At 41.7% G+C, this 16,929-nt stretch carries 13 protein-coding genes; 11 read left to right on the plus strand and 2 right to left on the minus strand.

From position 1 onward, the window contains the following. The first annotated feature begins 13 nt into the window (after positions 1 to 13). Together K7X70_RS24060 and K7X70_RS24065 are read left to right on the plus strand one after the other, a co-directional pair. A complete protein-coding gene (locus tag K7X70_RS24060; RefSeq protein WP_222539469.1) occupies positions 14 to 268 on the plus strand; it encodes a helix-turn-helix domain-containing protein in 255 nt (84 codons plus the stop codon). 2 nt (positions 269 to 270) lie between these two features. After that, positions 271 to 1,272 (plus strand): helix-turn-helix transcriptional regulator, encoded by a 1,002-nt coding sequence (locus K7X70_RS24065; protein ID WP_222539470.1) that lies wholly within the window; start codon positions 271 to 273, stop codon positions 1,270 to 1,272. Positions 1,273 to 1,279: 7 nt separating this feature from the next. Here the strand turns inward: K7X70_RS24065 and K7X70_RS24070 are convergent, their stop codons facing one another. Continuing rightward, positions 1,280 to 1,759: a DinB family protein gene (locus tag K7X70_RS24070; protein ID WP_222539471.1), complete on the minus strand. Its 480-nt coding sequence runs from the start codon at positions 1,757 to 1,759 to the stop codon at positions 1,280 to 1,282. A 245-nt stretch (positions 1,760 to 2,004) separates the two neighbouring features. Here K7X70_RS24070 and K7X70_RS24075 point away from each other — a divergent pair, with 245 nt between their 5' ends. After that, positions 2,005 to 3,747 carry a S41 family peptidase gene (locus tag K7X70_RS24075; protein WP_222539472.1) on the plus strand — a complete coding sequence of 581 codons (1,743 nt, stop codon included), beginning with the start codon at positions 2,005 to 2,007 and terminating at the stop codon, positions 3,745 to 3,747. Positions 3,748 to 3,760: 13 nt separating this feature from the next. On the opposite strand, the gene K7X70_RS24080 is transcribed toward K7X70_RS24075, so the two are convergent. Then, positions 3,761 to 4,630: a helix-turn-helix domain-containing protein gene (locus K7X70_RS24080; RefSeq protein ID WP_222539473.1), complete on the minus strand. Its 870-nt coding sequence runs from the start codon at positions 4,628 to 4,630 to the stop codon at positions 3,761 to 3,763. Positions 4,631 to 4,852: 222 nt separating this feature from the next. Here K7X70_RS24080 and K7X70_RS24085 point away from each other — a divergent pair, with 222 nt between their 5' ends. The 8 genes from K7X70_RS24085 (at position 4,853) to K7X70_RS24120 (ending at position 16,907) form a co-directional block, all read left to right on the plus strand. Continuing rightward, complete coding sequence (locus K7X70_RS24085; RefSeq protein ID WP_222539474.1) at positions 4,853 to 6,052, plus strand: acyltransferase family protein; 1,200 nt, start codon at positions 4,853 to 4,855, stop codon at positions 6,050 to 6,052. Between the two features lie 78 nt (positions 6,053 to 6,130). Next, a complete protein-coding gene (locus tag K7X70_RS24090) occupies positions 6,131 to 7,600 on the plus strand; it encodes a serine hydrolase domain-containing protein (RefSeq protein WP_222539475.1) in 1,470 nt (489 codons plus the stop codon). A gap of 155 nt (positions 7,601 to 7,755) precedes the next feature. Next, positions 7,756 to 8,322, plus strand: coding sequence for an RNA polymerase sigma-70 factor (locus tag K7X70_RS24095; RefSeq protein ID WP_222539476.1), 567 nt, complete (start codon positions 7,756 to 7,758; stop codon positions 8,320 to 8,322). 155 nt (positions 8,323 to 8,477) lie between these two features. Next, a complete protein-coding gene (locus K7X70_RS24100; RefSeq protein ID WP_222539477.1) occupies positions 8,478 to 9,617 on the plus strand; it encodes a FecR family protein in 1,140 nt (379 codons plus the stop codon). A 222-nt stretch (positions 9,618 to 9,839) separates the two neighbouring features. Then, positions 9,840 to 13,133, plus strand: a complete 3,294-nt coding sequence (locus K7X70_RS24105) for a SusC/RagA family TonB-linked outer membrane protein (protein ID WP_222539478.1) — start codon at positions 9,840 to 9,842, stop codon at positions 13,131 to 13,133. A gap of 9 nt (positions 13,134 to 13,142) precedes the next feature. Next, complete coding sequence (locus tag K7X70_RS24110; RefSeq protein WP_222539479.1) at positions 13,143 to 14,564, plus strand: RagB/SusD family nutrient uptake outer membrane protein; 1,422 nt, start codon at positions 13,143 to 13,145, stop codon at positions 14,562 to 14,564. Positions 14,565 to 14,584: 20 nt separating this feature from the next. After that, a complete protein-coding gene (locus K7X70_RS24115) occupies positions 14,585 to 15,355 on the plus strand; it encodes a DUF4843 domain-containing protein (protein WP_222539480.1) in 771 nt (256 codons plus the stop codon). Positions 15,356 to 15,383: 28 nt separating this feature from the next. Next, the gene (locus K7X70_RS24120; RefSeq protein WP_222539481.1) at positions 15,384 to 16,907 is read left to right on the plus strand and encodes a PKD-like family lipoprotein; all 1,524 of its coding nucleotides are present in this window, start codon (positions 15,384 to 15,386) and stop codon (positions 16,905 to 16,907) included. Positions 16,908 to 16,929 lie beyond the last annotated feature (22 nt).

Here is a 16,929-nt window from a genome sequence, read left to right on the forward strand (position 1 = left end):
GCTTATGATGTGAATGAAGTATCGTGCTTCGGAATTGAACCTTTCTCCTAATTATTTCGGAGATTTGATGAAGAAAGAAACCGGGAAGTCAGCACAGGAATACATCCAGTCGAAAGTGATCGATGTGGCTAAAGAAAGGATTTTTGATAGAGAGAAATTCATTAGCGAAGTTGCTTATGAACTCGGCTTCAAATACCCGCAGCATTTTACCCGGGTGTTTAAACAAAGAACGGGTATGTCGCCAAATGACTACCGCAATTTAAATTAAAGATGATTGACGAAAGTCCAAAACGTTTTGATAGAATCGTAGCCATCCTGATCCAGCTGCAGTCCAGCCGTGTGGTAAAAGCACAGGAATTGGCGGATCGTTTTCAGGTCAGCCTGCGCACCATTTATAGGGATATTCGCAGCCTGGAGAGCTCTGGCGTTCCAATCTTGTCGGAAGCCGGAACCGGTTATTCCATCATGGACGGTTACCGTCTGCCTCCGGTGATGTTTACTAGGGAAGAAGCAGGAAGTTTTGTCGCAGCCGAAAAACTCATGCAGCAAATGACCGACAAAACCCTTGGTGCCTATTTCTGTTCGGCCATGTTTAAAGTGAAATCTGTGCTGCGGAACAAGGATAAGGATTGGATTACTGCTTTAGAATCGCAAATTCTTGTTAAACCTTACCAGGAGCTTTTCAATAAGAACATACCTGATGCGCTGGAGATCATTATGGATGGGATTGCCTCACAAAAACAAGTGTCTTTGCTGTACCAGGCATTCACAGCGGAGGAGCCGGGACAAAGGACGATAGAGCCTGTAGGGTTGTTCCATGAACACAACTACTGGTACATCTTAGGCTTTTGTCACCTGCGGCAAGATTATAGGCAATTTCGTACCGACCGTATTGTCCAGATTCGACGTACAGACCTACCTTATGGGAAAGAACACGATTCTTTGGAGCAGTTGCGGAGCAAAGAAAGCATCCCCGGGGGGAAAATCAAGGTTAGAATACTGGTAGATAAAAAGATTGGGAAATATATAACAAGCAGTAAAAGCTATTATGGTTTTGTAGGAGAGGAGAAGCGGGGGAACCAGGTGGAGATGACCTTTATGGCTTCAGGTACTGATGAGGGCTTTGTCCGCTGGTATATGATGTTTGGTGATTATGCTGAAATCCTGGAACCAGAATCACTGAAAGTACAGGTACAGCAGCTGGCGATGAAAGTCATCGCTAGTTTAGGGCTTCCTGAAACTGTTCAGGAAGCCGAAACGATAGCAGGATAAGATGATCCTATCTTTCATAAAAGAAAGGGGGTTGAATGCCCAAACTGCGCAGATAAACATAACCTTCTCCACGGTGGTGGATTTCATTGTCAATAAAGTAAAAAATAGATGACCATACTGTTCCCTGATACCTGCCAAAGATGGTGATCTGTTCTCCGAATCTTTCTTCAGGAATCTGTGCCCAATAGGTATTGATCTTTTCCGTTGCCTCATCCCATAATTTCAGCAATTGTTCTTTTTGGTTGATGCCTTCGAAATGCTCATTCAGTTCGCCAATCTGCTCGGTGGCAATTTCCTGTATTCCTGGGGCACCAATACCTAAAAGTTCCATGATCATTCCGGAGAAAGTACGCATACCTCCAATAGAATATTCGAAAAGATCCTTTTCTGGAAAAGCCTCAATGGTTCTTCGGGTTAAATTGCGGTGTCCTTGCCAGTGTGCCAATAATTCTGTTGGGCTGATGACTTGTGTGGTGCTTGTATTCATGGTTTATTTTTTTTATGGTGATCAATTAATAAGACAAATCTAAAATGGGGGGATGACAACAGTATGTCAGGAGCTTTTACAGCCCTTAAAATAAAAGCAAAAACCCCGTTCATCTTAAAGAAGGCAGGGTTTTGTAATAATTCAAACTATTGCTAAAGCAATAGATGCCAGCATGGTTTTTAACATAAGTTAACATTACTTTAGTTCTGAGCTTGCTATATTTAGCAAAACCAAATCTCGCCTCTATGCTCAAAGGAAATTATCTGCTCATCTTTCTATTTGCCCTATCTTTAAATGTACAAGCCCAATTGACGGATTCTACGGATCGGAATAAAAAGGCAAATCTGGACAAAGAATTTCTAACAGGTTCCAAGATCGTACTTGATCAACCAAGTACTTTTCAAATCAGCAACCTGGAAGTACTGGCTAAAGTATGGGGTTTTTTAAAGTATCACCATCCGGCGATTGCAAAAGGGGATTACAACTGGGATTTCGAACTTTTTAGAATTACACCTCAGTTATTAGCTGTTAAGAGTCTTAAGGAGAGGAATAAACTGATTTTTAAGTGGATCGATGCTTTAGGTGTATTTGAAAATGAGAAAGCCATCAGACCGGTTAGAGAGCAGATAAAATACGAGCTAAATTTTGACTGGTTTAAGTCCAGCAAGTTCAGTCCCGAACTATTTAGCCAGCTAAATGCGATCAAAAATGCAGATCGGACTGCAGAAAGCTATTATGTGAAAATGTATGATGCAGAAACACCTGTCGCTATTTTCAAAAATGAAGGTGATTACAGTAGTTTTAAATACCCGGATGCCGGTTACCGTTTGCTGGGTTTATTCAAATTCTGGAACTGTTACGAATATTTTTCTCCCTATAGAAACTTACTGGACAAACCATGGTCTGGAATACTCAAGGAATACATCCCTAAATTGATTGCTGCAAAGAACGAGCTGGATTATAAACTGACCATCGCTGCATTGATCGCAGAAACGCAGGATTCCCATTCCGACATTTCTCCTTATGATATGGCTTTCAGAAGCTTTTACGGTACATTGACACCGAAAATTACCATTACTTTTGTCGACGAGCAAGCTGTGGTGACAAACAGTACGGAGGAGGGAAGCTTGAGTGTCTTAAAGAAAGGAGATTTGATTCAAAGCATCAACAATGTTCCAGTCTCAAAACTAATGAAAGAAAAGCTGCCATATATCAGCGCCTCTAACTTCGCTACTCAATTGAGAAAGCTAACGACCATTTTGTTGAGAACCAATGATACGTTGATGCAGGTTAGCTTTATCCGTGACGATAAACCAGAACAGCTCAGCTTGAAATGTTATCCATTCAACCGTCGGGAAAAGCGGGCAGCGCCTGTAGATTCCGGCTTTAAAATGATCAAAAAAGACATCGCTTATATTCATGCCAGCAGGATAGAAACGAGGCTTAAATCGGTGATGCCAATGGCGATGCAGACAAAAGGCATGATTCTAGACCTGAGAACTTATCCTAAGCCCACCAGTTTTGCCTGGGATCTGGCGAAATACATTTTCAATGCGCCGAAAGAAGTAGCGAGATATACCGCTGGAAGTACAGAAATACCGGGCCTGTTCAGCTATATGCCTGGTGATTATATGGCGCAGGTGAGGATCGGAGTAGCGAATGAAAGTCCTTATCTGGGGAAAATCATTGTTTTGGTTAATGAAGAAACGCAGAGTCTGGGGGAATTGTCTGCCATGGCTTTGCGCGCCGGTCCAAATACGATCATTGTTGGCAGTCAAACTGCCGGAGCAGATGGTTCAGTAGGAATGCCAGTGACTTTCCCTGGTGGAATTGCCACAGGATTTACCCAGATTGGCGTTTATTATCCAGACGGAAAAGAGACACAAAGGATAGGTATTGTACCAGATGTGAAGGTTAAACCTAGCGTCAAGGGCATTAAAGAAGGGCGTGATGAAATTCTGGAGAAAGCCATTTCTTTACTAAACTAGTAGAACCGACAGTTTATTTTTGAAGCTGACAGGTCAGGTATTCCGAAGCATCATATAGCCAAACCAGCTGCTGCTGTTCCAGTGATATTTTGTGGATCAGCCGCCCAGGTGTTTCACCAGACAAGCTGTTAAATTGTTTGATGAAATGCGCTTGGTCGTAAAACTGATGCTGATAGGCTATGGCCGTTAAATCTAATTTTTTTGAGTATTTAATCGCATCTAAGGCTTTGCGGAACCGAAGCGTTTGCAAGTATTTTTTCGGGCTTTGGCCAACCTCAGCCATGAAAATCCGGTACAGTGTAGAAACATTGATGTTCATCTCTTTAGCGAGTTGTTCCACTTGTAGTTCTTGCGGTAATGGACTGTGGATGTGGCGCAGTAATTTACCCAATGTCATCTCATTTCTTTGCCTGATGATATTTTTAACCAGGAGCTCTTCCAGGATAGCCACTCTTTTGGCCTGATTATCGGCTGCAAATAATTGTACTAGAACCGATGAATCTTCCTTAAAAATCCTTTCAAATGGGTGATCATCCTCCAGCAATGCGGCATAACGTTCTTTTGTAAATGCAGTTAGCGCCCCGGGATGAAAAATGATGCATATTTGATCTACCTCCGCACGAATGTCTACCTGGAAAGGTTGCTGATGGAAGGCGTAAATGCGGCTGCTAAATTTTCCGACTCCTTTATTCAGGATGCACCTGTTTTCTGTAGCGTTTTTGAGGTAACTGATTCGGTTATTCTGATATAGCGCAAGGCACAAATTGGTATTGGGGAAAGTCGTATAATGGATGGGATGACCATTAGTATGGTTAAAAAAGATGTAGCACTGAATTAATTCTTTTAAGATAGGGTTATAACTATTGCTGATGACAGTCTGCATCTTATTTAATTTGGAAAGGGCTAATTTATGTTTTTCTGGAAATTAAACAACATTGATTGTCAATTCTCCTGTAAAAGAAGGTTCATCAGGTTAAAAGACCCTTGCAACTTCCCTTAATCTTTCCTTTAACGCATTGAAAATATATTATATGTTTTAGTTTTAATAAAGATGGCGTGTTGATTATCTCTTTGTTTAATAGTACATTAGTGTGAATATCCCAAAATGAATCAAACCCTAAACTATGCGCCTTCCGCCGAAGAACCAACGGCAGTAAGTGCTAAATCTTTTCAAATCACAGCTCATAAAGTAGAGTACCTCTCTTCATTAACCGCTTTACGTGGGATCGCAGCGTTGCTCGTTGCTGTATTTCATTTTGAAATGGCGGTTGCCCGCTTTGTTCCTGCTGCCCAATCTATGTTTTTTGAAAAGTGCTACCTGATGGTGGATCTGTTTTTTATCATGAGTGGTTTCATTATGATGCATGTATACAGCAGGGAATTTAAGCAGAAAATACAGCCAGACACCTTGAAAAAGTTCCTTGTCGCACGTTTTGCGAGGGTTTATCCGCTGCATATATTCTCACTGCTCCTGCTGGTCGTAATTGTACGCTGGCTCACAGATTGGGGCAATCCACCAATTATCCTGGAACAGCCAGCAGATATTTTACCGAACATCTTTCTACTGCATTCCTTTGGCCTTACCCATATCTATTCCTGGAATATTCCATCCTGGAGCATCAGTGCTGAATTTGCAGCTTACCTTTTGTTTCCAGTAATTGCACTATTCATTAATAAAAAAAGAGCACTTGCTGTGCTGGTATTCACGGTGTTGATCGTAACGGCCTATTATTCGATTATGTACCTGCTTCCGCGGGTAAACCCAATAAATCCGGCGATACCCGTTCCTCATAACCTAAATACGACGTTCGACTACGGTTATATCCGGGGGATAGCTGGTTTTACAACGGGTGTGCTTGTATACCTGGTTTACGAATCACGAGCAATTAGAAAAGCATTTTCCTCTGATACCGCTTCCCTGCTGATCATTGCTGGGATCATCCTGTCATTGCATTTTGCACTGAATGATGGAATTACAGTTTTTCTATTCGCTATCCTTGTGCTTAGTTTTACAGCAAACACGGGTAAGATTGCAGATTTCTGCAAGGGGAAATTCATGCAGTTTTTAGGGAATATTTCTTACTCCGTTTACCTCATGCAAATTTTTCTGCAAGAGCCATTTTCACATGGTGCGTATTTGCCGGGGACTACAGGGATAGGGAGAGGCAAACAGAATATTGATTTTTCTCTTGGACTGATGTATTGTATCGTTTACCTTATCTTACTTATTTTGATTTCTTATGTCACTTATCGATGGGTAGAAGGGCCTAGTCGGAGGTTTATAAACCGGATTTGGGGGAAATAATTATTTAATAATTAGGTATCCCTGTAGGATTTACAAAACTTAGAGTGTAATTTCAATATTTTAAATATAGTGAAATACATGACCTTAAAAACGATTTCCTTTACCTTGACTGCGCTTCTTATTTTTCTGGGTTCGATGTCCTCGCAATTATTTGCACAATCAGTTCCGCCAATTTCTAAGGCCCTGGCTGATAAAATCAAACAGGTTGAAAATGGCCTGGTTCCCTGGGCAAAGCATCAGGATTCCCGGAGCTATTCTCTTGAAGAAAGAATGACGAAATACAATGTGAATGGGTTGAGTATTGTAGTCATTAAAAACTATAAAATTGACTGGGCAAAAGGTTATGGCTGGGCTAATGTGGCGCAGAAAAAGCCAGTAACTACTAGTACGATATTTCAAGCTGGATCGGTCAGTAAATCATTAAATGGAGTGGCTATTTTGAAATTGGTTCAAGAGAAAAAACTCGATTTATATGCAGATATCAATGAGGATTTAAGTACATGGAAATTCCCTTATGATTCCTTATCCAAAAACAAAAAGATCAGCATGGCAAATCTCCTGAGCCATACAGGAGGGATCACTGTTCATGGCTTCTATGGCTATAAAAAAGGGGAGGAAATTCCTACGATCTACGAGATACTCGATGGTAAAAAACCTGCAAATTCAGCGCCTGTGCGTTCCATGTATGAACCAGGGAAAATGGCTGAATACTCAGGCGGAGGTATCACTATATCTCAATTGATCCTGACTGATCTGACCAAAAAGAAATACGAGGATTACCTATGGGCGGAAGTTTTAAAGCCAATGGGAATGACGCAGAGCTTTTTTAATTCCTCTCCACCAGAAAGCAGAAAAAATTTGCTGGCATCAGGGTATTTGCAGAACGGGAAAGAAATGGTGGAAGGAAATTATCACATTTATCCGGAGCAAGCCGCAGCCTCGCTTTGGAGTACGCCAACTGACTTAGCGAAATATGTGATTGAAACGCAATTGTCTTTAAATGGGAAATCGAATAAAATACTTTCTCAGGAAAGCACGAAATTAAGGCTGACTCCATATCTAGATGATGAAAGTGCATTAGGTGTCTTTATAGAGAAAAAGGGAACAGAAAAGTACTTTAGCCATAGTGGTGGTACTACCGGATTTATAGATGAATATATCGGAAGTTTTGAAAATGGAAATGGAGTAGTCGTGATGACCAATTCTGCAAACCCTGGTATCTCCAGGGAAATTTTTAATAGCGTCAGTATTGCTTATGGTTGGAAAGACTTTTATCAGCCCAGCCTAAAAAAGACAATTTCATTGACAAATGCAGCGATGGAAAAATATCTGGGCAGCTATATTTGGTATGGAAAACCAGTATCGATTACTAAGGAGCAAAATGAATTGTGGTTAAATGCCCCCGTTAAAAGTAAATTGTACTTTACTTCTGAGGTTGATTTTTATATGAATGAAAAAGCAGTGGACTATAAATTCTCTGTAGATGCCAATGGTATTGTGAATGGATTTACAGATGCGAATGGTAGAAAAGTTGAAAAGGTCATTTAGGATTTGATTTTTATCTATTTAATATTACTTTTGGTCTCCACAGAACTTTATTTGGAATAACACCAGAAGCGATTGTCTTACAGGGCAATGACTAGCTTGTTTCTGTGCTATGGTGATATTTGTTTTATAGTTCTAATTATAGCTGGGGGGCGATAGTGTTGACTCAAACTTTACTTTCTGATTTAGAATTAATCGCTCTCTTAAAAGAAGGAAATGCTGCCGCGTATACGATGATTTACAACCGCTATTTTGATGAGTTGTACATTCATGCTTATCAGCGATTGAAGGACAGAGAAGAAGCTCAGGACGTAGTCCATGAGCTGTTTGCAGGCATCTGGAACAAAAGAGATGAACTGCTGGTTAAAAGCAGTCTCGCTGCTTACCTGTACACTGCCGTTCGAAATCGCATCCTCGATGTCATTGCACATCAGCAGGTAGAAAACAAGTATGTAAATTCCTTGCAAAATTTTCTGGAACAAGGCTACTGTGTGACCGACCATCAGGTTCGGGAACGACAAATGGCTGAATTGATTGAAAGGGGCATTTCTGAGTTGCCTCCGAAGATGCGTGAGGTATTTGAGCTCAGCAGAAAACAAGGCATGACACATAAGGAAATTGCTGTACAATTGAATCTTTCAGATCAGACCGTCAGAAAGCAAATCAATAATGCGTTGAGAATCTTGCGTATGAAGCTGGGAATGATGCTTTTCCTAAGCCTGTAAAATTATTATAAAATAAATATTAATTCTTTCTACCCCATCACCCCATGCCTTCCCGTCTATTCTTAAAAGGACCATAATTCTTTTTGCCTGAAGTTTTTTAACAGCAGTTATAAATGATGATAATACATGAATAGGGAAGATTTTAAGCTGATGAAATGTCAATAGAAAACAAGGAAGCTGTAGCGCTGCTAAAAAAATATAAAGAAAGGAATTGTAGCCCGGAGGAACTCGCCATGCTGGAAAGCTGGTACCTCAGCTATGGAGATGGAATTTGTGATCTGGATGTCGAAGCACTCAAGGAGGCAAAGTCTGCGGTATGGGCGAGATTGCCAATTCATACTGCGCAGCCAAAAACTTTGAGGCTTTGGCCAGCAATTGCCGTAGCGGCTGCTGTGGTATTGGTAATGGGTTTAGGAATAATGTTCTTTAAAAACTACCAGGCATCAAATGCCATCGCCAGACTGCAGCAGGAAGAAGCAAGCATTCGGCCAGGTGGACCAAAAGCAATGTTAACGCTGGCTGATGGTTCAAAAATTAGCCTGGAAGAAGCTGCGAATGGAAAATTGGCCAGTCAGGCTGGAATCACCATTACCAAAACCAAAGACGGACAACTGGTCTATACGATGAGTCCTTCCACTGCAGAAACACCAGCTCTCAAAACTTACAACACGATCAGTACCCCGAAAGGCGGACAATACCAGATCAATCTTCCTGATGGAACCCGAGTATGGCTGAACGCTGCCTCCAGTTTAAAATATCCTATTGATTTTGGGGATCAGGAACGTAAAGTGGAGCTGACAGGAGAAGGTTATTTTGAAGTCAGCCCGGATAAGGAACGACCTTTTAAAGTGAACACTGCCCGACAAATGGTGTCGGTATTGGGGACACATTTTAATATCAGCTCTTATGAGGATGATGGTTTTGTGAAAACAACTTTGCTGGAAGGTAAGGTGAAGGTACAGCTGAAAGATCTGGACGTTTCAGCGCTGCTGAGTCCTGGAGAGCAATCGGTATTAAAAGATAGGACCTTTAACGTTCAAAAAGTAGATGTGGAGGAAGCTATTGCCTGGAAGAACAACACTTTTGTATTCCACAATGAAGAACTCGGAGACATCATGAGGGAAATTTCCCGCTGGTATGATGTCGAAGTAGTTTGTCCGGACGAGATGGCAAAGGTCACTTTCTCCGGTACCATATCCAGAAGTAAAAATATTAAGCAGACGCTCCGCACCATGTTATTAACAGGAACAGTTCACTTTAAGTTTGAGGGAAGGAGGATCACCGTTATGCCTTAAACTTCTACTTCCCATGCTACATCCCGATCAATAATTAGAGCCAGAGGCGGTTGCAACGCCCCTGGTCTGTGTACTCTTTATGGAGTAATTGTTCGGGTCAGCTGTCAATAAATCGAATTACAAACATTGGAACCTAAACCCAAACTAAACAAATGTATGAAATTTCACAGGAGATTTAAACATGGTGAATTCTGCCATGTTTATGCCAGGATATTATTAAAATTGAAACTGACATTAGTATTTTTAATTGCTGTAGTTCTGCAGGTTAGCGCAACCGGTTATGCCCAGATTACACTAAAGGAAAATGCTGCTCCAATGGAGCAGATCATTCAGAAAATCAGAAAACAAAGTGGCTATGACTTCTTTTACAATGCCGGAATGATGGCTAAGGCCAAACCCGTCACCGTAAATGTAAAAAATGCTTCTGTAGAAGAAGTGTTAGGATTATGTTTTGAAGACCAGCCTTTAACTTTTAAAATAGAAGAGAAGACCATCGTATTGCAATATGTGAGCCCTCAGGTGCTGGCAAGAAGAGCAATCTGGGTGATTGGAAAGGTGCTGGATGAAACCGGAAAGCCTATTCCAGGTGCTTCCATTCGCATCAAAGGACTGAGCGATCAGCGTTATGCGGCCATGACCAATACGAATGGAGAATTCCGGATTTCCGTGCCTTCTGAGAATGCCATCTTATTGGTCTCTTATGTGGGCTATGAAACTCAAGAATTGAAAGTAAAAGGCAGTCAGAATCCGCTGATCGTCAATATGCAGGTTGCAGAGAACAATATGAAAGATGTGGTGATCACCGGTATGGGGATTACCAGGAACAAAAACAGCTTTACCGGTGCTACCGCTACCTTTAGCGGCGAGCAATTGAAGGCCATTGGTAACCAGAATGTGATCCAGAGCTTACGTGCGCTTGATCCTTCCTTCATCCAGTTGGAAAACAATAAATTCGGATCCAATCCCAATGTATTGCCGAATATTGAGATCCGTGGTAAAACCAGTATCTCTTCCACTTTACAAGATCAGTTCGCTTCAGATCCCAACCAGCCTTTGTTTATTTTGGATGGCTTTGAAACCTCTCTTCGTACCATTGTTGATTTAAACATGAACAGGATTGCATCGGTGACCATCCTAAAGGATGCAGCATCCACAGCGATGTATGGTTCTAAAGCCTCAAATGGAGTTGTGGTTATTGAAACCGTAAAGCCCAGACCGGGAGAGATGCGCCTGAACTTCAGCAGTGACTTTTCTGTGGAGATTCCTGATTTGTCTGGCTATAATATGATGAATTCAGAAGAGAAGTTGCGCTTCGAAAAGTTGTCTGGTGCCTATACAGTGGACCAGAATAGATTAGGGCCAAATCCGACCCAGCAAATTTTTCTGGACTCTTTATATGCAGTCAGACTTGGCAATGCCAAGCGTGGTGTGGATACGTATTGGTTAAATGAACCAGTACAAACCGGCTTCTCTCAAAGATATTCTATTTATGCAGATGGGGGAGATCAATCCCTGCGTTATGGCGTTGGACTAACCTATAAAAAGAATTCAGGTGCCATGAAAGGATCTGGAAGAGAAGACTGGGCAGGAAATGTGGACTTAAACTATCGCAAAGGCAAATTTAACCTCTCCAATCAGATCTACATCAATGGTTATACCGGTAAAGAATCTCCTTATGGTTCCTTCGCCAATTTTGTAAATGCCAATCCTTATTATAGAAAAGATTTAACCAGTCGTTACCTGGAAAATTCCAGGGACAATGCCGGTTCATTTTACAAGGTAACAAACCCGATGTACAATGCCAGATTAAATAACCTGAGCAGCACTAAGAACTTTGCCATTCAGAACAACCTTCAAATGAATGTAGACCTGACTGATGGACTGCGCTTACAAAGTGCAATTCAGGTTCAAAAAGGGATCACCACTGGGATAGATTTTCTTTCTCCACTGCATACTTCATTTGATGATACCAGTATTTTTGAGAAAGGGTCTTACAAGAATAGCCGCACCGATAACTTTAGCTATAATGGTTACCTGATGATGACCTACGGTAAGGTGATTGCTGAAAAACATTCCCTAAATGCAAATATCCGCGCAGACATCAGAGAAAGTAACAATGAAAATGTGCTGTTCAGAGCGGTAGGTTTCCCGGCTTCCAGCAATGGAAATCCAAGTTTTGCCTACAGTTATAAACCGGATTCCAGACCTGAGGCACAAATCTCAAAGACGCGTACCAATTCTCTGCTCTTTTCTGCCAACTATGCTTATGAAGGGCGTTACCTGGCCGATGTTTCCTATAGATATGACGGCTCCACTGCTTTCGGTGCAAACAAGAAATATGCGCCTTATTATAGTGGCGGTTTAGGCTGGAACATCCATCAGGAAGAATTTATGAAAGCTGCCAGCTGGATCAATACCTTCAGACTAATTGCCAATATCGGGATTACCGGAAATCAAAACTTTGCTTCCGTTTCTTCGATCTCCACCTATGGATATGATGCTTATATCAACCTATACGGGCAAGGGGTTTCGCTGAACGCGCTGGGTAATCCTAACCTGAAATGGCAAAATTCAGTGCAAACGAATCTGGGAACAGACATCGTCATGTTCGGCAATAAACTGAGCCTGAATGTAAATGCCTATAGAAAGAAAACGGATCCATTGGTCGTGGCTATAGACCTTCCATCTTCTACAGGGATCAAATCTTTCCCAATTAATGCCGGCTTGCTGGATACGAAAGGCTTTGAAGCCAACCTGAAATATTCTCCGATTTATAGACCTGAAGACCGCGTTTTATGGACCATAGGGATTACCGGTTCCATTTACAAAAGTAAATATGCAGGCTTCAATAACCAGCTGGCTTCTTTGAACACTAAAGCACAAAGCTCAAATTCATTGATGCGTTATAAAGATGGCTTCAGTCCGGACGACATCTGGGCAGTTCCATCCATGGGAATTGATCCGGCCACAGGAAGGGAGATCTTCCTGAAGAAAAATGGTCAGTATACTTTTATCTATGATCCAGGAGACATTGTGAGCGTAGGTAATAGTCAGCCGACAGTAGAAGGGGTATTTAGCAATGCAGTTACGTACAAAGGGTTTAGTTTTGGCGCCAGTATCCGCTATATCCTGGGCCGACAGATTTTTAATACTGCACTCTACAATAAGGTGGAAAATATCTCTTCTCAGGAATTGATGAACAACCAGGACAAAAGAGCTTTATATGATCGCTGGCAAAATCCAGGTGACCTGGCCACCTTCAAATCCATCAGTTTAACCGATAAAACAGAGATGAGCTCCCGTTTTGTACAGAAAGAAGATATGATCAGTGGGGAGTCGATCAGTTTTGGTTATAATTTCTTGCAAAATAAATGGTTGAAACAGATGGGGCTTTCCTCTCTGCGTCTGAATGGATATATGAATGACATCTTTCGTGTTTCCACAGTTCAAAGAGAAAGAGGAATCGATTATCCATTTGCCAAATCAGTGTCCTTTAGTTTAAACGCAAGCTTTTAGCCTATACTCATGAACAGAATAACTAAAAACCTATATTCCATACTGGCCATCTGCCTGCTGATGGCCATGATGTCCTGTAAAAAATGGCTGGACATTCAGCCCGAAGATAAATTTACAGAGAAACAGATTTTCTCAAGTGTAGAGGGGATTTCCGATGCCATCAATAGCGTATACATTGACATGGGAAAAACGAAACTCTATGGGGCGAACTTAACCAGTACGACCCTGGAAATACTGGCGCAGCGCTACAACGTGAATGGTGTACACAACCTTACAAAGTACCAGTCCTATGATTATGAGAATAAAGATGTGAAGGCAGAGCTGGATATAATCTGGACTAAAAGTTACATCAATGTAGTGAACCTGAACAAATTCATCGCCAACCTGGATGTATATTCAGGAGTGTTGGATGGTAAAACCGATTCTCTTTTCAGAGGTGAGGCTTATGGCTTAAGGGCCTTCATACAGTTTGATTTGCTCAGGATGTATGGGCCAAATTATAACACTGCGGACTCTACCAAAACTTCGATTCCTTATTATACCAAGGCTGGTACCGAGATCGGCGATTTGCTTCCTGCCAATGCGGTAATACAGAAAATTATTGCAGATCTGCAGACCGCGGAGGCACTGCTGGGTAATGATCCGGTAAGGAAATCCGGGATTACCAATGTTTCAGAGCAGGGTTTTCTAAACCTGCGCAATTATCGGATGAACTATTTTGCGATAAAAGGCCTGCAGGCAAGGGTAAATATGTACCGTGGCGATCGTGCAACCGCCTCCGCCGCTGCTAAGGTGGTCATCAATAATGCTTCGAAATTTCCATGGATTACGCCTGAGAAAATATTGACCGATAAGCTGGATCCTGACCGTGTGTTTTCTACAGAGATACTGTTTGGCTTGCAGAGTCTGGATCTTTACGACAATTACAGGGCTTATTTTGCCCCTGATGTGGAAGATAGAAATGTGCTTGCTCCTTTAGATGCGCGATTGAAAGCCGTTTTTGAAAGTAATGAAAACGATTATCGTTACAACCCGAACTGGATTCTGACAGGCATCGCCGGAAAGTCATACAAGACTTTTTTTAAATACGCGGATATCTCTAACAAAAAGCTGATTTACCGCTTTACAGTGCCATTGCTCAGGTTGAGTGAAATGTACCTGATTGCGGCAGAGGCTGACCAGAATGTAAGTTATCTGAATACAGTCAGAAACAAAAGAGGGCTATTGGATTTACCAGGAACCGCGGTATTGCTGACCGAATTACAGAAAGAATACCAGAAAGAGTTTTTTGGAGAAGGGCAACTGTGGTTTTACTATAAAAGACGCAACATCACTTCAGTACCAAATCCACTGGTGGCCAGTGGAAACCTGACTGTCAATCTTTCCAGGTATGTTTTTCCATTGCCTTTGTCTGAGTTAAATCCACGATGATCAATATAAAAGATTACAAAATGAAAAAAAATCATATCATCATCGCTGTTTTGCTGCTTTCTGTAGCATTTACAGCCTGTAAAAAAGGATTGAATACCTATGAGGGGACCGCGGGAATTTACTTCCGCCTTGCCACACTTCAGTTTTCCAATAACCCAGGGAGAGACAGTACTGCAATTTCTTTTTCCTATGCAAAAGCTGCGGTAAAAGATTCGTTGATTGCGATTCCAGTTCAGATTTCAGGGGCTAGAAGCCCTGAAGAAAGGGAATTTAAATTGACCATCGACCCAAAAACCACGGCCATTGCAGGGACTCATTATGAGATCTTAAATCAAAGGTTTGTGATCCCCGCCAACGGCACAGAGCAATATATTTTTATCAATGTGCATAGAACGACCGATATGCTCAGCAATAATTTCCTGCTGGTACTCAACCTGGAGGAGAATGAGCATTTTGGTACGCCGATGAAGGATCGCCTGGTCAATGCTACGACCGGAAAAAGACTCAGCTTCATCAAACATACCATTTGGATGAATGATATTCTGAAAAAACCAGCAGCCTGGTTAGATGCCTATCTGGGGCCTTTCAGCAGGAAAAAGTTGTTCCTGCTGGCAGAAGTTGCAGAGATCCCAAACATCGGGGATCTGGACAATACAGGTTTAACTTCTATCGGTAAAGTGCAGTACTACGGTACGTTTTTGCAGCGCTACCTGAACGACATGAGGGCTTCAGGTAAAACGGTGTATGAGGATGATGGTAAAGAAATGGTGATGGGTCCAAGCGTTCAATAATCTCTTTAGAAAATTAATAAGGTATTTTATGACTTATAAATATATTAAAACAGCATTTGCAATAGGCTTGCTATTCCTGGTATACTCTTGTCGCAAAGACATCGGAAACTACGATTACCAGGAAATCAATAAAGTCAAGTTTGCAGGAATTGATTCTGCTTATTTTGGCTTATTGGGAGAGCGTTTTCAAATTAATCCGAAACTGGATTTCACAATGGATCCAGCTGGAAATGAAGCTGACTACAGCTATGAATGGATCGCCCTGAATATGGGCTCTAGTGTATTGCCGAAGGATCAGAAAAATGATCTTGCCAAAACCAGGAACCTGGATATCGTTCTTAAAGTCCCGCCAGGTCCGTACAAGGTATATTATACTGTGACGGATAAAAAGACCGGTGTTGCCTATACCCGTATGTTCCGCTTAAATGTAGAGACCAGTATTTACGAAGGCTGGATGGTGTTAAATGATGTGAATGGGGCAGCGCGATTGGATATGATCTCTAAGATCAAAGATGTTTATTTGCCTGTGGCAGATGTATTGGGTAGTACCGGATCTGAGCTGGTTTTACAGGGCAAACCTGTGGATGTGTACTGCTATCCCTATAGTCGTACCGTTTATGGCGTCTATGTGTCTACCGATCAGCGTACTGATCGTGTAGATCCTGAAACCTTCAAATGGAAGAATACCTTCAATATCAAGTATGAGATGGTGGCGAATGTTCCTGACAACTTCCACGCAGATTTTATTTCAGGAATCATAGAGGAAAATGCCAATTCCTATATGTTCGCCAATGGGAATGTGTATTATAATTTTGCTACCTATCAGCTGAGTTATGGCACGCCTATCAACTTGCTGAAAGGCGAGACTGCCCCTTTCAAAGCCGCGCCTTTTGTACCCGCTGCAAGAGATCCGAAAACCCTGAATGCAACGGCAGTGCTATTTGATACGGTCAAGAAAAGGTTTGTAAAGCATTCTAATCATGAATCTAACTGTAATCCGTTGCTGAAACAAGACAATGCCTTTTTCGATTATAACAATGTGGGTATGGACCTGGTGTATATGGATTATTCTCCTTTTGGAGGCGGTGATGTCTTTGCCGTATTAAAAGATCCTGCTGGAAAAATTTTCCTGACTAAGTTCAATATGTTCAGTGGCATCCAGAATTATTTCTCGGAAATGACAGGCCCTGATATTGCAAGGGCAGAGAAGTTTGCCATCAGCCCGGTTTACGGTTACTTATTTTACAGTGCCGGAGGAAAGGTTTACGAATTTGATACTTCTTTGAAAACTACTAAACTGATGCTGGATAAAGGAGCGGAGCAGATCAGCCTGATGAAATTCCAGCCCTTCCGCAATACAGGAAACTCAAGACCATACTACCAAAGTAGAAGAAACCAATTGCTGATTGGGAGTTATAACCCGGCTTTACCTGCAGGAAAAAATGGGAAGATGGAATTGTACACAGTTCCAGGTTTGAATGCGGATTTGACGCTGGGAGAATCTTATGATGGATTTGGAAAAATTGTCAGCGTAAGTTATCGCGAACGCTAAATGAAATTGATCGGGCAGGAAG

Source organism: Pedobacter polysacchareus (assembly GCF_019802255.1).
GTDB lineage: Bacteria > Bacteroidota > Bacteroidia > Sphingobacteriales > Sphingobacteriaceae > Pedobacter > Pedobacter polysacchareus.